This is a genomic window from Phocaeicola abscessus CCUG 55929, from assembly GCF_000312445.1.
In the GTDB taxonomy this organism is placed as follows: Bacteria; Bacteroidota; Bacteroidia; order Bacteroidales; family Bacteroidaceae; genus Phocaeicola; species Phocaeicola abscessus.
This window is the reverse complement of the sequence record NZ_HE997184.1, coordinates 284448-306136: the sequence shown is the minus strand read 5'-3', so window position 1 is coordinate 306136 and position 21689 is coordinate 284448. Positions and strand designations below refer to the sequence as shown.

The following is a 21689-nucleotide window of genomic DNA, read 5'->3' as shown; positions in this document are numbered from 1 at the left end:
ATCGTATGCAAAGATAGTGCAAGCTGAGAGGAAAGTCAAATTTATCGAAACTTTTCCAAAACGGGATTTATTTTCTTCCCTGCTCACCCGGTCGGCGAAAGCGAACTTTAGCTCTCGCTAATTGAATCAGTAGCGTCTAACCTGGAGTTTTACTCTTGCAGTGTGATGAAAGATGAACCGTAGAGGGGATTTTTTGATTTCCGTATCGATTTTTTTCCGACCTTCTCATCGATTACGAAATATTTCTCTAACTTTGTTTGCGATAATGACAGCAAACCGATTTATATCGGTCGCTTGACTATTGAAGAATACAGTTATTTAAATTATTATAATTAGTTTTATGAACAGATTAGTTTTGTTGATAATCATGCTGATGCTCGCAGGCAGCGTTTCTGCGCAGCGTAAAACTGAGATCATCGAACCTCTGACACTGGGGCAGGACGAAGGCATGACACTCAAAAGGAAAGTAGCCATTGGGCGCTTTTCGAATGAGACGCAATATGCCAAGGGAATCTTTTACGACAAAGAGAACGACCCGATGGGCAAGCAGGCACTGGATATTCTCTCGTCCAAGTTGGCTGCTTCGGGGAAGTTCCTCTTGTTTGAAAGAGGCGATCTGGCCTCGCTTCTGGAAGAATGTCAGAAAGGTGAAAACGTTTCGTCGACTGTTGGAGCCGACTATATGATTATCGGTTCCATCACGGAGTACGGGCGTAAGAATACGGGAAAAAGCGGCGTATTCTCCTCTCAAAAAACTCAAACGGTAGAGGCGACCGTTTCCATTCGTCTGGTGGATGTAGCTACCGGTCTTATCATTTATTCCGACGAAGCCAAAGGCTCGGCGGAACTCACTACCAAGACTACGATGGGAGTCGGCGGCCGAGCCGGTTTCGATGCCACGCTCAGCGATAAGGCCATCTCCGAAGCCGTCGGTCAGTTGGTTGAGAATATCATCAACAAATGTACGGACACTCCTTGGAAAACATACTTCATTTCGTACGAACCGGATGCGGTTTTGATAGCCGGCGGGAATAGCCAAGGCATCCGGGAAGGAATGATGTTCTCCATCCTGACGAAGGGGAGGAAAGTGAAGAATCCCCAGACAGGCATCATGATAACTCTGCCGGGAAAGAGCGTGGGGCAAGTCAAGGTCGTTTCCACAGGCGGAGACACCCCCGAAACGGAATACTCGTTTGTAGAAGTGACTACCACCGAGCATATAAACGCAACGAATATGGGCAACTATATAATTGAAGAGACAAAATGAAAAAACGATTGATTCTATTCGCACTGCCTCTGCTGCTGTGTAGCTGTAAGGCGAACTTCCCCGTCGCCCAACAGAGCGGCAAGGAAGATATAGCCTATCTGCTGTTCGTCAGCCCGGATCGATATGCCGGCGAAAAGGTACAAGTGACGGTCGACGACGCGCAACCTTTTACTGCCCAGGTGGTGACACAGAAAAAAGCCAACCGTCGGGGAACGCAGTACGGCATTGCTACGGGCACTCGTACCGTGAAAGTAAGTTATGAAGGCGAGACGATCTACCGGAAAAAAATTTTTTTATCCACCCAAGAAGTTAAACAAATCGTACTGCCGTAATGAAAAAGCTATTCATAGCCGTCGCGCTTGCCTTTTCGTTCGGTTCATGTACCACCACGAACTCTTTGTACTCATGGTACGATTATGAGGGTATCACTTATCAGTACAGCAAAAGACAGACTGAAGAACTGAAAGATAAAGTCTTGGTGCAGTATCAGAAACTTATAAAGGGGCAGAAAGCTACTCGTGGCGTCGTCCCTCCGGGAATGTATGCGGAATATGGCTATTTGCTCTATAAAACTGGCAAGAAAGAGGAGGGAATAGAGTTCCTGAAGCAGGAAATGGAACTGTATCCGGAATCGGAGAAATATATATCACGTATCGTTAAACAACTCGAAAAATGAAAAGAAACATAGCTTTAGCACTCGTGCCGATTTTATTCGTGTCCTGTACGACGACTCAAACGGTGACTAAGACATTAGGAGAACAATATCCTGGCATGTATGAGGAAAGGCCTCTGACGATCGCCATCATGCCGCCGATCAACCAGACCAATCATGCCGAGGCGAAGGATTATTTCTATACAACCTTGTACCTCCCCCTGTGCGAGAAGGGTTACTATGTCTATTCTCCTTATCTGACCATGGAAATGTTCCAGCAAGAAAGCGCATACGATTCCGAAATGTTCATCGAGAGCGACCTGACTTCCTTTCGGGAAGTACTCGGTGCGGACGCTGCCATGTTTACCATTATCAAAGAGTGGGAACGCGACCATATCGGCGGTATGCTCACCGTTAACGTAGAATACATCCTGCGTTCGACCAAAACCGGACGGACGTTGTACACCAGAGCTGGGCAGATCAGTGTAGATACCAAGATAAGCAGCGGAAGTGGCGGCTTCGGCGCATTGGTTGATCTGATCGCCACCGCTATCAATACCGCTGCCACCGATAAGGTGATTGCCGGTAGAAAATGCAATACCTTCGTGCTCTCCGATTTGCCCGCGGGAAAGTACTCTTCGCTTTACGAGAATGATACCTCGAAGTCTGCCGGTGAGGAATTCATTACGGCAACGGTAAAATAACGGGATGTTTCCTCATCCATGCTTCAGAGGGGGCGATATGCCTTGTATACTAAATAATTTCCTTCGGCGCGGATGGTGAACGAAGCGTTTTGCGCTTCGTTCAATGTCCCTTTCCACCAAGCGGAGAGATCGCCGATCGGATAGACGAGCCCTTCGCTTTGCAGATGCTTTGCATCGAAGTTGAATACGGAGATCTGCTGTCCCCGTTCGGATTCGAAGGTTTGCGTATCGCGTGCGGGAACGAATACGCCGTGATCCGTGATCATTCGCACCTCGAAGCCTTGATTCAGATATTCCATCAGTAGGCTGATGTTTCCTAAGGTATGATCTTCCCGTTTTCCCGTAGCTCCTACGATGGCGACTTTCTGAAAACCGTGCCGACGGAGGAAACGCATGGCTTTCGACAGATCGTTGGTCTCCTGTTCGTCGACGATCACTAACTTTTCTGCGAACTTCCGTTTCGATGCGGCGGAAAGAGAATCGCCGTCGCCGACGATTGCTTCCGGTCGATGTCCGTGGGCGAAGTAGCTTTCTGCAGCACCGTCGCAGCAGACAACTGTCGGCGACTGTTCCAATAGGCTCAGCGGGTAAGGGTGCGACGGATAATCGCCGTCGGCCAAGACTACCGCTTCGGGGATGAATGTTGTCGTAATCATGGTTGCAACATTAACTTTTTCCATTTGAAATAGCCGAAGATAGCAATGATCGTATAAAATCCGTAGAGCACTGATGTAAAATATAATTCTTTATACAGGTAAAGCCCGCAACTCACCGCATCTACCGCCATCCACGAGAACCATTGTTCGAGATACTTCTTTGTCAGCATCCACAGGCCGACGATGCTCAACGCTGTGGTGAAGCTGTCCCAGCAGGGGACATTGCTGTCCGTATAAGTGATCAGCATCCAGGCAATGCCTCCCCATGTGAGGACGACGACGGCAAGTAGCGGCGCATAGCGATCGCCTCGTATACGAGTGATCGGCAGTTCCTCTTTCACGGAAGAGTTCGCCGTTTGCTTTCCCTTCGTCCAGACGAGCCATCCGTAAATCGCCGCTACCAGATAGTAGATATTGATGCCGAAGTCGGCATACAAGCCTGCTTTGTAATATACGACGATATAGACGGCAGGCATGACGATGCCTGCGATCCACAGATAGATGCTCGCCCTGTATTCCAGCCACAGGTAGAGGACGCCGGTCAGGGTTCCTGCGACCTCCAACGAATGCTGCTGTATATAATCGATCGCCTCGATCATCGCTCCTCCTTTCAGAAACCGAAAGCAAGGCGGGCGAGCACGTGGGTTCCCGCCATCGGGTAGAAGCGTGGGTCGTTCGTCAGCGTATAGCTGTTGGCCTTGTCGCCGCCTTTATAGAGGGCGGATGTCATGGAATACCCGTTGGTTTCGTACTGCTCGTCGAACAGATTGTATACGGTCAGACCGACGACGATCTGTTCGGTAAATTTAGTCTTGAAGCCGTATGACAAATGCAGATGGTTGACGAAATACGGATCTAACGAATCTGTTCTGTTGCCGAAGTTATCCAAGTATTGACGGCTTGCATACTGCGATTGCAGCGAAGCTTCGAAGCCTTTGTAATCGACGGCTAAAACACTGTTCCCGATGAACGAGGGGGAGAACGAAATAGGGGTATTCCCTGCTTCGATCGCCGTTTGAGAATACATCTCTTCCCTGGTGTCGGCGTTGTAATCGCTGATATAACCGGTATAATGCTCGATGCGGTTCTTGCTCCATGTACCGTTAATATCCCATCGCAACCAACGGGTCGGTTTCACTCCCAAGCTCAATTCTACACCCATGCGGTAACTGTTTTTCACATTTTCGGCCATGGGCTCGCCGATCTCGTTCAGTTTACCGTTCAATACCAGCTGGTCTTTGTAATTCATGTAGTAAAGGTTGACTTCCGCCGTGAACCGGTTGTCGCGATAGGCGTACCCTCCTTCGTAGTCGAACAGTTTCTCCGCTTTCGGAGAGCGAGTGAACAAGCCGTCGGTATAATTATTGCGCGTCGGTTCTTTCTGGGCGATTGAGAAAGAAGCGTAGGCGCTGTGGAAAGCGTCGATCTGACAGAAGAGTCCGGCTTTCGGGTTGAAGAAATGGAAATGCTCATTCACATCCAATTGTTGCATGCGTCCCGGCTTGGCTGTCCAGTCCCATTTATCGTTCTGCCCCCTAAGGGTGTAACGGATGTATCGGTATTGTAAATCCGCATACATGCTTAAGGCATCCGTCAGGTGGTAATTGAGTTTGCCGTAGACGTTTCCGTCGGTTTTGCCGCCGAAGTTCCGATAGTATTCGTGATCGGGATTCAGTATGCCTTGATAATTCATGATCCAGATTACTTGCCCGAAATGGTGGCCGGCGTAGCGATTCAGTCCGCCTCCCGCAGAAGCGGTCGTCTTGTCGCTGGTATAGTTGAATGAAAAGATCCCTCCGCCGAAATCGTTGCTCATCAGTTTCTTCCTCACTAAGTTGCTCTTTCCTATGGCTACGCCGTTCACCGTATAAGGCGGCAACGAATATTCCTTGAGGGTGCGGTCGTTCTTGTACTCCTGATAAAATCCGTAACCATTCGTATAGTGCAGGCCCGCGTTCAGGTTCCATTGGGCGGAAAGGCGCTGGTCGATCAGGAGCTGATAATGGGTCTGGCGATAGTTATCGGTCTGATCGTGATAAAAGCCGACCGTTTTGTCGGCAATTTTGATTTCGCCGTTAGGGTTGTACCTACGGTCGGTCTTCAGCTGTTCTTTGCTGATACCGTCCCAAGCATGGTACGTTTTCTCTTTCCCGCCGAAGGTGATGAATTTCACGACAGTATGGTGGCCGAAGTAACCCCCTTGCAAGAAATATGACTTCAGGTTGGCGGAGGCACGATCGCGATAGCCGTCGCTCTTGATGGCGGATAGGCGGGCGTCGAACGCCCAACGGTTGTGCAACAAGCCTGATCCTACTTTTACCGTTTCCTTATACGTATTATAAGAACCGTAGGAACCGGATAGCTCGGCGTACGGCATCGACGATAAGTTTTGGGTTTTCATATTGATGCTGGCCCCGAAGGCTCCGGCGCCGTTGGTCGATGTGCCTGCTCCCCGTTGGATCTGCATGTCTTGCAACGAAGAAGCAAAATCGGGCGTATTCACCCAGAAGATGGCATGGCTTTCCGCATCGTTCATCGGGATTCCGTTCGACGTGACGTTGATACGCGTAGCGTCGGTACCACGAACACGAATCGTGGTGTATCCGATCCCGGCACCTGCATCCGAAGTGGTCAAGACCGACGGGGTGTTCGTCAGCAGGAACGGAATGTCCTGTCCGAGGTTTACCTTGTCGATTTGATCCTGCTGCACGTTGGTGAAAGCGACAGGAGTTTTAGACGTAGCGCGCGTAGCGAGGATCTGCACCTCTTGCAGCGCTATCATTTTCATACTGTCTTGTACGGCGCTCTTTTGCGCCTGTACGGTTACGCCGGCCACCAGCAAGGCGGTCGCAGCGGCAAATGTTTTCTTCATACTGTAAAATTTAATTCTCTACGCCGGCATTACCCGGTTCAGGTATTAAGGGTATGTTCTCAGCCCGTCATGTTAAGGCACCCCATCTCTGGAAATTGCTGAGCGTTGCTCGGCAATCCGCTGCGAAAGTACGGTTTTATTTCGAAAAGCGCAAAAGATCAAGCAATAATTTTACCGAACAGGTTCGGATTTTAACTTCCTTGATATCGGCGAAATTTCACCGCATGGTAGTTCCGTTGGTTGTCACGGACAGAGGGAGGATAAAGCTCTTTCCGGTTCGGGTATCAGTCTAGCGACGACGGCGAAGAACAAGGATGACCTTGCGATCCCGGATGGGGAAGTCGGTCCCCCCTTACCGGAGAGGTAAATCCTTTTGACTCAAAATGGATATCAGTACTTAGTTCCTTATGGAGCTTCTCGTCCAGATGAATAGGAATGCCGGCTCGTCATCCTTATTGATCGGAATATACTCGAAACTTATCACCTTCTAATTCTCTGATACTTCCTGTGGAAAGAACAGGTTTATAAGTGCTTCCAATGTTTTGTTGTCCATGACAGCATGGATGAACATTTGAATTTAAAACTGTAATAGATATTCCCGTTGATTATCGATTGAGCCGAAAATAACTTATTCCTGCGCAGCCACTTTGTTTTTCAGTTTCTCTGGACTCCTCCTCTGCCTCAGGGCAGGGGAGATCAGCGGCGATAATCCGTTAGTTTTTCCTTGTCGAAATGTTGAATAAAGTCAGCATGTTTGGCCACTTCCGCTTCCGCATAGTTCACGTAGACGCGAGCCGAGCGGGCGAACAAGTTCGCATGACGGGTAGCATCCTGAAGGATCAGATGGGCCATGATGCAATCGGCCGCCATCTCGTATAAGCGGCGTGCCATAAAGTCGTGCAACTCTTGATCCTGCGCATCTTTGACCAGGTTGGTGCAAGCCTCGAATCGGTCGTCCATCGCTTTTACCTTATCCCTGTACGGCTTCAGTTCTGGAGACACTTCGAAGTTCTCGAAGTCGCGTAACGTGGTGATATAGGCGCCGTTGGTGACATAGCGAATGGCTGCTACCGTTTGCAACTGGGTAGTTCCCTCGTAAATACTGGTGATGCGGGCATCCCGGTAAATGCGCTGGCAGGCATACTCCAACATAAAACCGGATCCTCCGTGAATCTGAATACAGTCGTATGCATTCTGATTGGCGTATTCCGAGTTCATTCCTTTGGCCAGGGGCGTGAACGCGTCCGCCAGTTTGGCGAATTCCTTCTGTTCCTTACGTTCTTCGGGAGTGAGTTTGCGTTCGCGGGCGATGTCGTCCAGGGCTTTGTAGATATCGACGTAGCGCGAGGTCTGATATAAGAGCGAACGGCCCGCATCCAACTTCGCCTTCATCAGAGCGAGCATGTCGTATACGGCGGGGAATTCGATGATAGCCTTGCCGAATTGCTTGCGGTTTTTAGCGTAGGCGATGCCTTCGTTGTAAGCGGCTTGCGACAGTCCGACGGACTGGGCGGCGATACCGAGGCGGGCGCCGTTCATCAGCGCCATGACGTATTTGATCAGGCCGAGCTTGCGGTCACCGCAGAGCTCGCATTTGGCATTTTTGTAAACCAGTTCGCAGGTGGGCGAACCGTGGATACCCAATTTGTTTTCGATACGGCGAACGTCGACGCCACCGTCACGCTTATCGTAAATGAACATGGAAAGGCCGCGCCCGTCGCGAGTGCCCTCTTCGCTGCGAGCTAGCACCAAATGGATGTCGGCGTCTCCGTTGGTAATGAAACGTTTCACTCCGTTCAGTCTCCAGCAGTTGTTCGCTTCGTCGAAGGAGGCTTTGAGCATGACGCTTTGCAGGTCGGAGCCGGCATCCGGCTCGGTCAGATCCATCGACATCGTTTCGCCCTCGCACACGCGAGGAATGAAGCGTGAGCGCTGGTCGTCATTGCCGAACTCGTATAAGGTCTCGATGCAGTCTTGCAACGACCAGATATTGCTAAAACCGGCGTCGGCTGCGGCCACGATCTCGGCGCACATGGTATACGGCGTGATGGGGAAGTTCAGCCCACCGAAAGGGCGAGGCATGGTCATGCCGTTCAATCCGGCTTTCACCATGGCTTCCAAGTTCTGTTTCGTGCCGGAGGCGTAGGTTACGCGGCCGTCTTTCAGATGCGGTCCTTCCTGATCCACACTCTCTGCGTTGGCATCGACGATGTGGCCGGTAATCTCTCCGACAATCTCCAATACCTTATCGTACGAGTCCAATGCATCGGCCAAATCCTGCGGGGCGTCGGCATATTTCTCCTTGTCGCTGTAATCGCGTTCTTTCAATTGACAGATACGCTCCATCATCGGATGATTCAAATGATATTTGAGTTCCGGGATTTCTGTATAAAAGTTTTCCATTATTTGCTGTTCTTTTTGTAATACTTAATAAGTTTGGGGATCACTTCTTCGACGGTGCCGTCGATGACGTAGTCGGCGATGGCATTGATCGGGGCGTTCGGGTCGTTGTTGATCGAAATGACTATGCCTGCGTCCTGCATGCCGGCGATGTGTTGAATCTGTCCGCTGATGCCGCAGGCGATATACATTTTCGGATGAACAGTCACACCGGTCTGTCCCACTTGCCGGTCGGCTTCGCAAAAGCCGGCATCGACGGCGGCGCGGCTGGCGCCCACTTCTGCATGGAGTTCTTTCGCCAGAGCGAAGAGTTGATCGAAACCCTCCTTCGACCCCATACCGTAACCGCCGGCGACGACGATCGACGCCCCCTTCAGGTTGTTCTTCGACTGCTGTACCTGCCGGTCGATGACCTTTACAACGTAATCTGTTGCGGGTACGTATTTTGCTACGTCGTGCTCGACAATCTCTCCTCGGTAGTGCTCGTCCAGAACTTCCATCTTCATCACGCCCGGCCGTACCGTCGCCATCTGCGGACGATGTTCCGGGTTGACGATGGTAGCGATGATATTACCGCCGAAAGCGGGACGGATCTGATACAACAGGTTCTCGTACATTTTCCCCTGTTTCTTGTCTTCGTGATGGCCGATTTCCAGCTGGGTGCAATCAGCAGTCAGGCCGCTCGTCAATGAAGAAGAGACACGGGGCCCGAGATCGCGGCCGATGACGGTAGCACCCATCAGGCAAATCTGCGGTTTCTCTTCTTTGAAGAGGTTGACCAAGATCGCCGTGTGAGGAAGCGAAGTATAGGGGAACAATCCCGGTGCATCGAATACGTGCAGACGGTCGACGCCGTATTTCATGATTTGCTGTTCGACGCCTTTCATATCGGTGCCGGCGGCGACGGCTTCCAACCCGCAATGCAATTGATCGGCTAATTTCCGACCTTTGGTTAGTAGTTCGAGACTTACTTCGGCTACCGTTCGGCCTTCGATCTCGCAATATACAAATACGTTATTCATGATCTTATCCTATTTCGTGGTTGGCTATCAGTTCAACAATCAAACTTTCGATATCGGTGTCCGAAGCTGTCAGCGCCTTGCTCTCTTTCGCTTGGAAGCTGATGCTTTCGACGGTTTTTACCTTCGTCGGAGAACCGGCTAGCCCGCATTGGCTCAAGTCTGCGTCTACATCCGCGGCCGACCATTCCGTCAGGTTTAGATACGGGCGTTTCGCGTACAAATCGGCGTAAGGCAGGGCGGATCCGTCTTTAGTCATCGCATTCTTTTCCTGAGCGCCCAAAGCGCGTTTGTATTTCATGACCAATTTCGCTTGGCGGGGACGGCAGGGAGCGGCGCTCCCGTTGACGGTTAACACGATGGGCAAGGGACCTTCGACCATTTCGACTCCGCCGTCGATCCGACGGCGACAGGTGATGCGACGCTTCTTTTCGTCCACCTTCAGAATTTCTTCCGTATAAGTAATCTGAGTGAGTCCTAACTTCTGTGCCACCTGCGGGCCTACCTGAGCCGTATCGCCGTCGATAGCCTGACGCCCGCCGATGATCAGATCGCAGTCGCCTATTTTTCGGATAGCCGTGGCTAATGCGTAGGAGGTAGCCAAGGTGTCGGCGCCGGCAAAGGCGCGGTCGGTTAACAGGTAACCGTTATCTGCACCGCGATAGAGCCCTTCGCGGATAATTTCCGCCGCCCGTCCTGGTCCCATGGTCAGAATGGTAATTGTCGATCCAGGGTGCGTATTTTTTAACCTGAGAGCCTGTTCCAACGCATTCAAGTCTTCCGGGTTAAACACTGCCGGAAGTGCAGCACGGTTCACCGTACCGTCGGCGTTCATCGCATCCTTACCCACCTGACGGGTATCCGGTACCTGTTTCGCCAAAACTACAATTTTTAAACTCATATACCTATTCTTTTTCTTTATATTATTGAATCACGTTCATGAATTCTGCTTTCCCTTCGAGGGGTGGAAATTCGCGGCAAAGGTAGACAAAGTATTTTATTGACGAAAGAATAAACTTAAAAATCTGCACAATTCAAACGGATTTGCGCAATGTAAAGCGTCCCGACAACAGAGGTAAAGTCGTGCCGTTTATTTGGAGAATTCGATTCTCGCCGATCGGGATGACCTTACTCTGCTATGATACGTATAACAGATTGCTTCCCGTGCCGCGATGTTTTTAATTCTGTTTTCGAACCGTCGCGGAATGTTGGCGGAAATGAAAAAATATCGTATCTTTGAACGCAAATATAAGCAAGTAGTTATGATTTCGCTGAAAGATTTTTTTTCGTTCAGGCATAACCGTTCGTTCTGGATGAATATCATCGGAATGGTCGTGGTCGTGATTGCGACGGTGTGGGGAATCCTTTGGGGGCTCGATGTTTATACCCGTCATGGAAATGCCGTCGTCGTCCCCGATGTGAAAGGAACGTTGTTAAACGAAGCGGCGCTCCATGTCTCCCGGCAGCAGCTGAAAGTGGCAGTCGTCGACTCCAATTATGTCAAAGGATTAGAACCGAATACGGTTCTCGATCAGCATCCCGCCGGCGGAATGAAAGTTAAGCAAGGACGCATCGTCTACCTCACGATCAACTCAGCCAGCGAACCCTTGATCACCGTTCCCGATGTGGTGAACAACAGTTCGTATCGGCAGGCCGAAGCTCGCTTGAAAGCGTTGGGATTCAGGTTGACCGAACCGAAATTGATCGCGGGAGAACGTGACTGGGTCTACGGACTTAAGATGGGCACGCATGCGTTGGCGGCCGGGAACAAGATTTCCAGCGAATCGGTACTTACGCTGGAAATAGGAAACGGTCTGGATTACGTGCCGGAGGATTCGCTGGCGAACGATTCCGTGAAAAGGAAGCTGGACACGGATGATTCTTGGTTCTAATTGCGGAAAAGATGAAACGGGAAGAGGATTTTGACGAGATGGCAGACGATTCGATAGACGATATAGAACCTGTCCGTAAAAACTCGACGGAACTTTATGAACATTTCAGAGTTGTCGTCGATAAGGGGCAGTATCCGGTGCGGATAGACAGGTATTTGTCCGATCGGTTTGCCGCTGTTTCGAGAAACCGTATTCAATTGGCTGCCGAGGCGGGCTATGTGATGGCCGACGGCAACCCCGTCAAATCCAGTTATAAGGTGAAAGGCGGCGATGTACTGACCGTCCTGATGAACCGTCCGCGTTACGACCACGATGTCAAGCCCGAAAATATCCCCTTGGAGGTGGTCTATGAAGATGGGGACATTATGGTGGTCAATAAGCCTGCGGGAATGGTCGTTCATCCTGGATGCGGGAACTACTCCGGAACGCTGGTGAATGCCATCGCCTGGCATCTGAGAGATAACCCCCGCTATGATCCGAACGATCCCGATATCGGGTTGGTTCACCGTATCGACAAAGACACCTCAGGTTTATTAGTGGTGGCCAAGACGCCGGAAGCGAAAACCCTCTTAGGATTGCAGTTCTTTAACAAAACGACCGAGAGGAAGTACGTAGCTTTGGTGTGGGGCCTTGTCGATAAAGACGACGGAACGATAGCAGGAAACATCGGTCGGAATCCTAAAGACCGGATGCAAATGATGGTGTTGAACGATCCGGAACAGGGCAAATACGCCGTCACCCATTATCATGTATTGGAGCGGTTGGGCTACGTTACCCTCGTAGCATGTGTTCTCGAGACGGGACGGACTCATCAGATAAGGGTACACATGAAACACGTCGGGCACGTGCTTTTCAACGATGCCCGTTACGGAGGAGACCTGCCGTTGAAAGGAACGAACTTCAGCAGATATAAACAATTTATAGAAAACTGTTTCAAGACTTGTCCGAGGCAGGCTTTGCACGCCATGACCTTAGGGTTCGTCCATCCGCGCACGAAAGAGGAAATGTTCTTTACCGCCCCTCTTCCGCAGGATATGGTGGGTCTCATCGACAAGTGGAGAAACTATATCAGTCACAGAGAGGTATGAAACGAACCATAGCCATCGTTGCCGGAGGAGATTCGAGTGAACTTCCCGTTTCGCTGCGCAGTGCGCAGGGGCTTTACACTTTTATGGACAAAGCACGTTATCAGTTGTATATCGTCGAAATGAAGGGGCACCGTTGGACGGTTCATTTGCTCGACGGATCGCTGACTCCTATCGACCGGAATGATTTCGGTTTCATAGAAAACGGAGAAAAGAAACATTTTGACTTCGCCTACATTACCATTCACGGCACGCCGGGAGAGAATGGTCTGTTGCAAGGTTATTTCGACATGATGGGCATTCCCTATTCCAGCTGTAATGTATTGGCCTCGGCCCTTACCTTTAATAAGTTCTCTTGTAATCAGTACCTGAAAAGTTTTGGCGTAAAAGCGGCGGATGCCATCCTGCTCCGAAAAGGGCAGTCGATCAGCGATCAGGAGGTCATAAATAAAATCGGCCTTCCCTGTTTCGTTAAACCGAATGCCGGCGGATCGAGTTACGGCATTACGAAAGTGAAGCGCAAAGAACAGATCCGACCGGCCATCGAGAAAGCCGCCCGAGAAAGTCCGGAGGTCGTTATCGAAGCGTTTATGCAAGGGACGGAGATCACCTGTGGTTGTTATAAGACGACGAAAAAACAGACCGTTTTCCCTATCACCGAAGTCGTTTCGCATAACGAATTCTTCGATACCGATGCCAAATATAACGGAGAGGTCGAAGAAATCACTCCCGCTCGTATCCAGGAGGAGACGGCGGAGCGGATTCGTAAACTGACCTCTTCCATTTACGATATTCTCGGTTGTTCCGGCATCATCCGCATCGACTATATCCTTACCGAGGGAGATGTTATCAACCTGTTGGAAATCAATACTACTCCAGGCATGACGACTACCAGTTTCATTCCGCAACAGGTTCGTGCGGCCGGTTTAGACCTCGGAGACGTGCTCACCGATATTATAGAAGATAAATTCAACGAATGTAGAAAATGATGAATATACCTGCAGAATTCGATTCGATCCGCCCGTATTCGCCGGAAGAATTGCCTCAGGCGTACGAGGAATTGATTGCGGATACTGATTTTCGCCAAGCGGCTGTCGCTATGATGTCGCTTCCTTTTGAAATGATCGCAGCGAAAATGCGTCGATGCAAGACGAATCTGGAATTCCAGAAAACGTTCTTCTACGATCTGATCAAACAACTGCTGCGTAAAAATTCGGAAGGTTTGACCGAAGACTTTTCCGCTTTGACCGACTGGTCGAGGCGTTATACGTTCGTATCCAACCATCGGGATATCGTGATGGATCCTGCCCTCCTATCGATTGCGCTCATCGATGCGCAATGGTCTGATACCACGGAAATCGCTATCGGCGATAACCTGTTGGTTTATCCATGGATCAGGCGATTGGTGCGTATACTGAAAGCATTCATCGTGGTTCGTGGCTTAACGGGACGGAAACAGTTGGAAACGTTGAATACCCTGTCGCGTTATATTCATTTCGCCATTTCTGAAAAACATGAAAACGTTTGGATTGCGCAACGGCAGGGAAGAGCGAAAGATGCGAACGACACGACGCAGGAAAGCATTCTGAAAATGTTAAGCATCGCTGGTGAAGGGACGCCGGAAGATCGGTTGGCCGAGCTGAATATCGTTCCGCTGGCCTTCTCGTACGAATACGATCCTTGCGATTTCCTGAAAGCGGGGGAATTGCAACGACGACGGGACGAAGCCGATTTTCATAAGGCAGAAGGAGAAGATATGATCAGTATGAAAACGGGAATCTTCGGTTATAAAGGCCGTGTGCACGTGAAGGCTGCGCCTTGCATCAATACCGAGATGAAGGAACTGGCGTCGAAATATCCGAGGAAGACCGATTTTTTCCCAGCTCTCAAAAGGTGTATAGACAAACACATATTCAGCAATTACAAGTTGTATGCGGTGAATTATATCGCGCTCGACTGCCTGGAGGATTCTCGTCGGTTCGAGAAACACTACACCGACGCCGAACGGGAGAAGTTCGAACAGTATCTTCGCAATCGCTTGGACAAGATCGAATTGCCCGACAAGGATGAACCTTTCCTTTCGGAAATGCTATTGAAGATGTATGCGAACCCGCTTATTAACTACCTTGCAGTTAAAGAATAAAGTATGAAAAGACAGATCGTACATCCCTTCATCGCGTATTGGTTCATCCTGACGGCTATCGCCTGCGGCGGCGATCGTGATTTCGAATATCCCGACATGCGGACGGAGTTGGCGGAAATGCGGACGGACAAGGAGGGCAATGCACAAACCTTGATTACCGACCGAGGGCAGGAATGGACCATCCGCAATGAGAAGAAGATCGGTGGATTGGTGCCGGATAGCCTGTATCGGGTCTTGGCCAGGTATGCGCAGGCCGGCGAAGGTACTTCCACTGCGACGGTTTATTCCGTTGCACGGACCGTTTCGGCGATCCCTATTCCCCGAGCACATTTTAAAGCGGTGCCCACCGATCCGGTAAAGTTTCAAAGCATGTGGATGTCCGACCGTTACCTGAATGTAAGCGTTGTTGTGCAGGTAAAGGATTTGCCGCATGTTTATTCCTTCGTTCAAGACAGCATTACCATGCAGGTCGGCGGATGCAGATCCCTGTATCTCACCCTGCTTCATGATCGCAATAATGATGTGGAAGGGTATGGTCGGACGGTTTACCTGTCGGTTCCGCTTTGGATTTATAAACTGAAAGCGGGCGATCGGGTGATTTTCTCTCTGAACACTTACAAAGAAGGCAAGATCAGCCGCACCTTCGACTTTCCTCAGCCCACATTGTAAGTGTGAATGCTTACACCTTGCGCAGCGGGCAAGTAGTTGACGCCCCACCAACACATTTGTAATAGTAGAAAGCAGCCTATCAGGCCCCAGAGAGCTATTCGCACATTTTTTCTGTTATTCAACCGGTAATGGATGTAGGCGAGGTAGCCGAGCCATGTAGCGGCCGCCCAAGTCTCCTTCGGATCCCACGCCCAATAATGTCCCCACGCCTCCTTCGCCCATAAGGCGCCGAAGAGCATGCCTATCGTCAGGAACGAGAGGCCTACATACACTAAATTATCCGATATTTCCATTTCGTGAACGGTCGGACTTCCCTTTTTGAAGAAAAGCAAATATACCGCCATCACGGTAGCCGCTCCCAGCAATGCATAGGCAAACATGTAAACGATCACGTGTGGAGCGAACCAAGGGCTCTGTAACGCGGGCATCAAGGTCTTGCTATGAATCTCCGGCCGGAGGATGTTGATGACGATGAAGATGACGGCGAGGAGTGTGCTGAAACTCAAAATCCATTTATAATGCCAACGACTGTATATCATCAGCCCGGCGAAAGGGAGGAAGAAGCTGTACCAAAGGCGTGTTTCGCCCATGGTGCGCAGCGGTGGACGTTCCAGCGTTATCCACATCGTCAGTATATAGCTGAAAAATACGGCGAGACCAGCGAGGGTTGATATGTATGTCGTTCGGCGGTTTCCTTTCCATGCGGCGATAGCGCCTGTGATCCAACCGATAGTCGCCACCGCGGCGAATAGGATAAAATAATTCCAACTCATCGTTTCCCTCTCTTCCTTTTCTGTGCAGTAATGAATAGCAGCACGGCGCCGAGGAGCATCAGGCATATCCCGGTGTAAACGACAGGTTGCCAAGGGGCGGTCACCAATTGAAAGACGCTGGTATCGCTCCATCTGCCCATCTGTTCGTTATAACTAAGTTGATAGATCTTCCAGCCTTCCACCTTTGCCGGCTTGTTGACCTCGATCGTCGTTTCGATATGCGCACCCTTCGCGGTCATGATCTCTACTTTCGAAGTGAAGCGTTCGGGGTCGCGATTCGGCATTACGATATTTTTGTCGTCTAAAGCGAGTGCTTGATAAGGGAAATAATAGCTGCCGCAGGTGATCCATCCTTGTCGGACCAATCGACGATCAGGCGAGGTGGCCTCGATCAGCACGGCGCATACCGCTCCCAAGGATGGCCATTCCACGTAATAAACGGTGTCTTTGGTCATCACCGGCGCGGCGAGTTCCAATTTCTGTTTCAAGGTTATGTTCCAGCCTAAGAGTTTGCCTTCTTTAAAAGTGTCGTCGAGCAGTAGCGTAACGGGTTTTTTCTCCGGCAGGGGAATGCCGATGCTATCGATTATCATCAGTTTCGGAGGGTATTCGTCGATGGTGAACGCATTGAGCTGGATCGCCAAGGGAAGTTCGTGGAGCTTTCCTTTTTCGTCGTATGCCCGCCATTCCGGAGTACCTACTTTAGTCGTCATGGTCAGCTTCTGTATGTCGGCACTGCCTAAAGTGGCGGCGACCAGAACCGAGAGCAATCCGATGTGGCTGACGAGCGAGGGAAGCGATCGCCACTTGAAATGGTGCAGCTGGGAAAGTGCGACTTGCGCTACGATCACCGCTATCCATAGGTATATTATCACGAATGGCCAGAACGAAAGCATTTTCGTGAAGCCTATCTTATCGGCAGCAGGCTGTGTGTCGCCTACCTGACGGATCAGTCCCATGAATGCCGTCAATGCGACTGCATACACCAAGGCGGAGACGGTGGCCGCCCCTGTGGTCAGGAAACGAAAGGCATAGACTTTTTTGCGCATCGCGTAGAGGATCGATACGCCGATTATCCATACGACGAGCACGATCAGATTGACCGGCCATGCGAATGCTTGCCAGTCGACGGGGCCGACGCTCAACTGCAACAATTCTCCGGTAATGAGCAGGCCTGCGCCCATTACGAATCCTTCCTTAACGGTCCATGGTTTCTCCCACATAAAGATATAATTTCGGCCGATTTCCTTGCCCTCTCTCCGCATGGTACCACACGAACTTTCGCCCGAGAACGAGAAGCGCTTTATGCGATGAGCGGCAAATTTTCATAGCATTCGATTTAGTGCAAATATAAGCGTTTTATCGTCATAACCCATTGAATGGAATGGAATTTTCCGCTTCGTTCATCAATTTTGAAGTAATCTAATTAACGACGAGGAAAACGGATTAAAAAATCCCGCCCGGCGCATGCTTGACGGCATAGCGCCCGGCAGGATCGCATGGACCCATTCAAAATCCGTATCGTAATGTTACAATTCGTTTTGTTCGCACAGATTATTCCCTTTGATTTCATCGTAAGGGATCACGAATTGCCATTCTTTCGCATCCTCTGTCTTAGCGATTGACTTGGCGTTTTCTCCCGAATTACGTGAAATCAGTTGTTCTAAATCTTTACCTTTCAAATAATTGGCATTCGCTGCGTGGAGGCGATCGGGTACGATCCCGAGCCGTTTCATGTCATAGAAGCGGAGGCCTTCCATGTAAAAATCCAATCGCTTATTTCGGAAGATTTCCTCAATCAGTTCGTCGCCGGAAAGATTCGATGCGTCGTACTCGGGATCTCGGGTGATCATAACGGTATGGAGCGTTTGGATCGCTTCCTCGAACTTTCCCTGTCTGGCTTGGGCTTCGGCTTTGTTGTAATACATTTCGCTCAGTCTCATCAACACGTTATCCCCTACCGTCGTCTTGTTGTTGATGGATTTGAATTTGATGCATTGCCCGGTTATTTCCCAATTGGGGCGGGTCATACCTCCTTCGAAATAACCCGAATACGCGTCTTCGGGAATCTTATCGCCCTGATCGAGGCACACCCACCAGTTTCGTCGGGCGTCTTTTTGGCCCATTTTATCGTATAATCCGCGATTGATCGCATATCTTAACGACTTGTTATATCCGGCGAAATTGTATGAGTAGTTGGCATTGAATCCATGGAAATAAATATTTTGGTCGGCCGCCTGATGATAGCCCCACATCCATTCGGATGCGCCGTAATCGTTGAATCCGTCGCACAACTTTTGTCCCTGCTGAAGGGCGATGCCCATCGAGGCGGATTTGGTAATGGCCCAATCGGCATATGTTTCCGCCTTGGTCCAATCGGATTGTGCCAAAGCGATTCGGGAAGCGATGCCGCACGCCGTATTGTAATTGATCCAATTCTTTTTCCTTACTGTCGAAGCTTTCGATAAATAGGCCAACCCTTCGGACAGATCCTTATTGATTTGGTCATAGCATTGCGCTACCGACGAACGAGCCATCGGGTCGTAGTTCGGCTCCAACCTCAGAATAACTCCCAGGCTGTTGTTATCCTCTCCTTTTACATACCGTTTGCCAAAAAGTTGCACGAGTTTCGCATAGCAGTAAGCTCGGAAGAGTTGCGCTTCTCCGGCTATCAAAGCTTTGTCTTCTTCGGAGACATCCAATTTTTGCACTCCCTGCAACACGGCATTGGCATGTTGGATGACTGTGTAGTAGAAGTCCCACGCTTTATAGTTGATGCTGCCATACGGATCGCGATGTTCCTCCCAACGATAAACGCCCATGAAAAAGGCCGGTTTGGTGTTAATCATATCGTCGCCCAACATATCGATTTGGGCATTCAGCGATGCTTCGCCGTTGCCGAAGAAATGGCCGAACGTATACAGGTACATCATGTTGTGCATTCCTTCCAAAATGGTCTTAAGCCCATCCACGCTCTGCGAAGCTTGATCTAAAGAGATTTTGTCCGAGGGTTCGGTCTCCAAAAAGTCGCTCGAGCAGCCTGCGCTCCCAAGCAGCATTATTGCTAAAAATAATATATTAATCTTTTTCATCGTATTTCCGTATTGTTAGAATGAAATTGAAACACTTGCCGTAATTACTTTTTGATAGTCGTAAAAAGCGCTGCCCGTAGTTCCCGCATAGTTCATCATCGGATTCAACCCTTTGCGCTTCGAGAGCAAGAAGAGGTTTTCGCAGGCGATGCTGCATCTCAATCCCGAAAGGGCGAACGGGCTAATCCATTCTTGGGGGAAGGAATAGCCTATGCTCAGCGATTTCAACATCAGCGCGGAGGACGAAATCAGATAGCGGTCTGAGGTAAGATTGTCGTATCGTCCGCTGCTTCCCGAATCGAGTCGGGGGATGTTCGTGATGTCTCCGGGTTTTCTCCATGCTTTTTTCATATCGCTGTGCATGGCGAGTCCGCTTGACAGGGAACGCCCCATGAGGATTTGGTAAGCGCCGTCGTACGTTTTGCCGCCTAACTGGTAGGCGAACAGCATATTTAGGTCGAAGCCTTTAAAGGATACGTTCGTGCCGAAGCCTCCGTACAGATCGGGGATGGAAGAGCCGCAAAAATGTTTTTTGGCGAAACGGCCGTCTTTGGTCCACGTGGCTTTCTCGCCTTCTTTTTCCATGCCTACGAAGTTGGGATTGGACGGATCCGCCTGTTTGGGATAATTGATGTCGTCGATACGATAGATAGCCAAGCCGTCGTCCGGATCGACGCCGATGTATTCGTTCAGATAGAAATCTTGGATGCTGCCTCCTTCGACGTATTTCTTATAAGTCAGTTCGATTCCCTTTTCTCTGTTTTCTTCGGGGAGTCTGATGATTTTATTCTTGTACGTCGTGCCGTTTACGTTCACATCCCAAGAGAGCGTGCGACGACGGATGATTTCGTATTTCAGATCGAATTCGAAACCGTAATTCCTGACTTTCCCGATATTTCGGAATACGGAACTGACTCCGGTCGAGATCGGCAGGGGGAAGGAGAAGATCAGATCTTTGGATTCCTTGTTGAAGAATTCCACCGAGCCTCTTAGCCGGCCGAAGAGGCCGAATTCGACGGCGAAGTCGTAACTGGTTTGGGTTTCCCATTTCAAATCGGGGTTCCCCAGGGAGGAGAATCGGGCTCCGAGCGTTTCGAAGTTGTTGTTCCCCAGGATGTACAGCGATTGATAGGCGTAGTATGTTCCGATACGATCGTTCCCCGTTTGTCCGATGGAGAAGCGGAGCTTGAGCTCGTTCAGCCAGGAAGCGGCACCTTTCATGAAGGATTCGTTCGCCAGATGCCAGCCCGCACCTACCGACCAGAAATCTCCCCAGCGATTATCCTTATGGAAGCGGGACGAACCGTCGCGGCGATACGAAGCCGACAGGTTGTAGCGGTCGCCGTAATCGTAATTCAAACGGGCGAAGTAACCTTCTTTGGTATAGGTATCGGTCTTCGAATTGATATCCGACATCTTCGAGAGGTTGGGCATTTCGTCGATACCCAAAATGGCCATGTTTTCCTTGTTCATCGTCGAAACCGCCTGTTTCATTTCGTAGCTTTCATGTCCCAGCAAGGCTTCGAGACGATGGGCGTCGAAGTTCCGGCGATAGGTCACCAGTTGGTTGAACGTCACGGTGGTGATGCGTTGGTTTTCGATTTCCAACATCCCCTGCGGCTGATCGCCCATGGAGTTGTTGTAGCGTATTTTCTCGGTCGCCCGATACAGGTCGTACGAGAGATTGGTGCGGAAGGTCAGTTCCGGCAACGCTTTTATTTCCGCGAAGTTTCTGCTGGTAATGGCGTCGCGTTCCGCGTACGATTTATCCAGATAGGACTCTTCGATGGGATTGAATTTCCCGTTGTAGGGTCTGGTCGAAGCGTGGTCGTAGATCTTTTCTCCGTTTTTCAGCACGTAGTTGCCTTGGGCGTCGTGCACGTGAATGGGGTAAATGGGAGCGATGTTCCTGACGAAATGGAACGAGTTGCTCGAGTAATTTCCCTCTGCCCGTTTGGGCGATTCGATATGCGTCTTGGTGAATTGAGAATTGCTTCCCACCGTGAGGTATTTGTTGATCTCGTAGGTAAGGTTGGCGCGCGAGGAGAATCGGGTTAAATTCGTTTTGATTTTGTAACCGTCTTCATCCAACCAGCCCACTGAGATATAACTCTTCGATTTGTCGGTGTTCAGGCCTCCGCTGAGAATATATTCCTGCCGGTAACCGGTTTTGAACAGATCTTTTTCCCAGTCCAAATCGTCTCCCCACAACAAACCGTTGACTTCGGCATTCAGCGTGCCGTCAGGCATCACGAATTGCGGAAAGGAGAAGGCTTGCGGATTGGGGGTTTGCGTGAGATGGATTTCTCCCGTTTCGGGATCTTCTTCGTAATACGACTTGATGCCCGCATAGGGATTGTATTTCAGGTCGTTGAATACCAGATAATTGGCGTACAGCGCCGATTCGTCGTCGCTCTTCTTTTTGTCGTATTTATATTCGTTGAACCATTGCAGCCATCTCATCG

The 21689-nt window shown here is 50.1% G+C and carries 19 protein-coding genes and 1 pseudogene; 9 read left to right on the top strand and 11 right to left on the bottom strand.

All coding sequences use genetic code 11. From position 1 onward, the window contains the following. The first annotated feature begins 340 nt into the window (after window positions 1-340). From BN102_RS07735 to BN102_RS07720, 4 genes are read left to right on the top strand one after another with little or no spacing between them, the layout of a single operon-like run. Entirely contained in the window at window positions 341-1267 is a 927-nt protein-coding gene (locus BN102_RS07735; RefSeq protein WP_021311722.1) for a CsgG/HfaB family protein, read from the top strand. Further along, window positions 1264-1599, top strand: coding sequence for a hypothetical protein (locus BN102_RS07730; RefSeq protein WP_019208550.1), 336 nt, complete (start codon window positions 1264-1266; stop codon window positions 1597-1599). The genes BN102_RS07735 and BN102_RS07730 overlap by 4 nt, the downstream gene beginning before the upstream one ends. Then, window positions 1599-1943: a DUF4810 domain-containing protein gene (locus tag BN102_RS07725; protein WP_019208549.1), complete on the top strand. Its 345-nt coding sequence runs from the start codon at window positions 1599-1601 to the stop codon at window positions 1941-1943. The genes BN102_RS07730 and BN102_RS07725 overlap by 1 nt, the downstream gene beginning before the upstream one ends. Further along, window positions 1940-2623, top strand: a complete 684-nt coding sequence (locus BN102_RS07720; protein ID WP_019208548.1) for a GNA1162 family protein — start codon at window positions 1940-1942, stop codon at window positions 2621-2623. Before BN102_RS07725 ends, BN102_RS07720 begins: the two co-directional genes overlap by 4 nt. Window positions 2624-2646: 23 nt before the next feature. On the opposite strand, the gene BN102_RS07715 is transcribed toward BN102_RS07720, so the two are convergent. The 7 genes and pseudogenes from BN102_RS07715 to BN102_RS07690 form a co-directional block, all read right to left on the bottom strand. Further along, window positions 2647-3279 carry a thiamine diphosphokinase gene (locus tag BN102_RS07715; RefSeq protein ID WP_021311715.1) on the bottom strand — a complete coding sequence of 211 codons (633 nt, stop codon included), beginning with the start codon at window positions 3277-3279 and terminating at the stop codon, window positions 2647-2649. Beyond that, window positions 3276-3878 (bottom strand): nicotinamide riboside transporter PnuC, encoded by a 603-nt coding sequence (gene pnuC / locus BN102_RS07710; RefSeq protein ID WP_019208546.1) that lies wholly within the window; start codon window positions 3876-3878, stop codon window positions 3276-3278. Before pnuC ends, BN102_RS07715 begins: the two co-directional genes overlap by 4 nt. Window positions 3879-3889: 11 nt before the next feature. Beyond that, entirely contained in the window at window positions 3890-6151 is a 2262-nt protein-coding gene (locus tag BN102_RS07705; RefSeq protein WP_019208545.1) for a TonB-dependent receptor, read from the bottom strand. Between the two features lie 229 nt (window positions 6152-6380). Continuing rightward, window positions 6381-6588 (bottom strand): annotated as a pseudogene (locus BN102_RS11300) (ISAon1 family transposase N-terminal region protein); the annotation flags it as partial. Window positions 6589-6847: 259 nt separating this feature from the next. Further along, a complete protein-coding gene (locus tag BN102_RS07700; RefSeq protein WP_019208544.1) occupies window positions 6848-8554 on the bottom strand; it encodes an acyl-CoA dehydrogenase family protein in 1707 nt (568 codons plus the stop codon). Beyond that, window positions 8554-9573 (bottom strand): electron transfer flavoprotein subunit alpha/FixB family protein, encoded by a 1020-nt coding sequence (locus BN102_RS07695; RefSeq protein ID WP_019208543.1) that lies wholly within the window; start codon window positions 9571-9573, stop codon window positions 8554-8556. Before BN102_RS07695 ends, BN102_RS07700 begins: the two co-directional genes overlap by 1 nt. 4 nt (window positions 9574-9577) lie before the next feature. Then, entirely contained in the window at window positions 9578-10471 is an 894-nt protein-coding gene (locus tag BN102_RS07690; RefSeq protein WP_036787621.1) for an electron transfer flavoprotein subunit beta/FixA family protein, read from the bottom strand. Window positions 10472-10832: 361 nt separating this feature from the next. Between BN102_RS07690 and BN102_RS07685 the strand changes: the two genes are divergently transcribed. The 5 genes from BN102_RS07685 to BN102_RS07665 are packed head-to-tail and all read left to right on the top strand — an operon-like array spanning window position 10833 to window position 15359. Next, entirely contained in the window at window positions 10833-11462 is a 630-nt protein-coding gene (locus BN102_RS07685; protein ID WP_035456318.1) for a PASTA domain-containing protein, read from the top strand. Window positions 11463-11473: 11 nt separating this feature from the next. Beyond that, on the top strand, window positions 11474-12550 hold the full coding sequence (locus BN102_RS07680; protein WP_019208540.1) for an RluA family pseudouridine synthase: 1077 nt from the start codon (window positions 11474-11476) through the stop codon (window positions 12548-12550). Beyond that, window positions 12547-13536 (top strand): D-alanine--D-alanine ligase, encoded by a 990-nt coding sequence (locus BN102_RS07675; protein ID WP_019208539.1) that lies wholly within the window; start codon window positions 12547-12549, stop codon window positions 13534-13536. Before BN102_RS07680 ends, BN102_RS07675 begins: the two co-directional genes overlap by 4 nt. Beyond that, the gene (locus tag BN102_RS07670; RefSeq protein ID WP_036787729.1) at window positions 13536-14690 is read left to right on the top strand and encodes a 1-acyl-sn-glycerol-3-phosphate acyltransferase; all 1155 of its coding nucleotides are present in this window, start codon (window positions 13536-13538) and stop codon (window positions 14688-14690) included. Before BN102_RS07675 ends, BN102_RS07670 begins: the two co-directional genes overlap by 1 nt. Before the next feature lie 3 nt (window positions 14691-14693). Then, the gene (locus tag BN102_RS07665) at window positions 14694-15359 is read left to right on the top strand and encodes a NigD1/NigD2 family lipoprotein (protein ID WP_019208537.1); all 666 of its coding nucleotides are present in this window, start codon (window positions 14694-14696) and stop codon (window positions 15357-15359) included. Here the strand turns inward: BN102_RS07665 and ccsA are convergent. The 4 genes from ccsA to BN102_RS07645 form a co-directional block, all read right to left on the bottom strand. Beyond that, a complete protein-coding gene (ccsA, locus tag BN102_RS07660; protein ID WP_019208536.1) occupies window positions 15344-16132 on the bottom strand; it encodes a cytochrome c biogenesis protein CcsA in 789 nt (262 codons plus the stop codon). The two genes, BN102_RS07665 and ccsA, sit on opposite strands and share 16 nt — an antisense overlap. Further along, window positions 16129-17355, bottom strand: a complete 1227-nt coding sequence (locus BN102_RS07655) for a cytochrome c biogenesis ResB family protein (protein WP_036787727.1) — start codon at window positions 17353-17355, stop codon at window positions 16129-16131. Before BN102_RS07655 ends, ccsA begins: the two co-directional genes overlap by 4 nt. A gap of 306 nt (window positions 17356-17661) precedes the next feature. Continuing rightward, window positions 17662-19224 (bottom strand): RagB/SusD family nutrient uptake outer membrane protein, encoded by a 1563-nt coding sequence (locus BN102_RS07650; protein ID WP_021311705.1) that lies wholly within the window; start codon window positions 19222-19224, stop codon window positions 17662-17664. A 15-nt stretch (window positions 19225-19239) separates the two neighbouring features. Next, entirely contained in the window at window positions 19240-21687 is a 2448-nt protein-coding gene (locus BN102_RS07645; protein WP_245545351.1) for a SusC/RagA family TonB-linked outer membrane protein, read from the bottom strand. Between the last annotated feature and the right edge of the window lie 2 nt (window positions 21688-21689).

Coding starts and splice junctions, on each gene's coding strand:
- BN102_RS07655 (WP_036787727.1), bottom strand. CDS start 17,355: ATGTGGGAGAAACCATGGACCGTTAAGGAAGGATTCGTAATGGGCGCA.
- BN102_RS07650 (WP_021311705.1), bottom strand. CDS start 19,224: ATGAAAAAGATTAATATATTATTTTTAGCAATAATGCTGCTTGGGAGC.
- BN102_RS07680 (WP_019208540.1), top strand. CDS start 11,474: ATGAAACGGGAAGAGGATTTTGACGAGATGGCAGACGATTCGATAGAC.
- BN102_RS07720 (WP_019208548.1), top strand. CDS start 1,940: ATGAAAAGAAACATAGCTTTAGCACTCGTGCCGATTTTATTCGTGTCC.
- BN102_RS07700 (WP_019208544.1), bottom strand. CDS start 8,554: ATGGAAAACTTTTATACAGAAATCCCGGAACTCAAATATCATTTGAAT.
- BN102_RS07685 (WP_035456318.1), top strand. CDS start 10,833: ATGATTTCGCTGAAAGATTTTTTTTCGTTCAGGCATAACCGTTCGTTC.
- BN102_RS07665 (WP_019208537.1), top strand. CDS start 14,694: ATGAAAAGACAGATCGTACATCCCTTCATCGCGTATTGGTTCATCCTG.
- BN102_RS07725 (WP_019208549.1), top strand. CDS start 1,599: ATGAAAAAGCTATTCATAGCCGTCGCGCTTGCCTTTTCGTTCGGTTCA.
- BN102_RS07645 (WP_245545351.1), bottom strand. CDS start 21,687: ATGAGATGGCTGCAATGGTTCAACGAATATAAATACGACAAAAAGAAG.
- BN102_RS07675 (WP_019208539.1), top strand. CDS start 12,547: ATGAAACGAACCATAGCCATCGTTGCCGGAGGAGATTCGAGTGAACTT.
- BN102_RS07690 (WP_036787621.1), bottom strand. CDS start 10,471: ATGAGTTTAAAAATTGTAGTTTTGGCGAAACAGGTACCGGATACCCGT.
- ccsA (WP_019208536.1), bottom strand. CDS start 16,132: ATGAGTTGGAATTATTTTATCCTATTCGCCGCGGTGGCGACTATCGGT.
- BN102_RS07695 (WP_019208543.1), bottom strand. CDS start 9,573: ATGAATAACGTATTTGTATATTGCGAGATCGAAGGCCGAACGGTAGCC.
- BN102_RS07730 (WP_019208550.1), top strand. CDS start 1,264: ATGAAAAAACGATTGATTCTATTCGCACTGCCTCTGCTGCTGTGTAGC.
- BN102_RS07705 (WP_019208545.1), bottom strand. CDS start 6,151: ATGAAGAAAACATTTGCCGCTGCGACCGCCTTGCTGGTGGCCGGCGTA.
- pnuC (WP_019208546.1), bottom strand. CDS start 3,878: ATGATCGAGGCGATCGATTATATACAGCAGCATTCGTTGGAGGTCGCA.
- BN102_RS07715 (WP_021311715.1), bottom strand. CDS start 3,279: ATGATTACGACAACATTCATCCCCGAAGCGGTAGTCTTGGCCGACGGC.
- BN102_RS07735 (WP_021311722.1), top strand. CDS start 341: ATGAACAGATTAGTTTTGTTGATAATCATGCTGATGCTCGCAGGCAGC.
- BN102_RS07670 (WP_036787729.1), top strand. CDS start 13,536: ATGAATATACCTGCAGAATTCGATTCGATCCGCCCGTATTCGCCGGAA.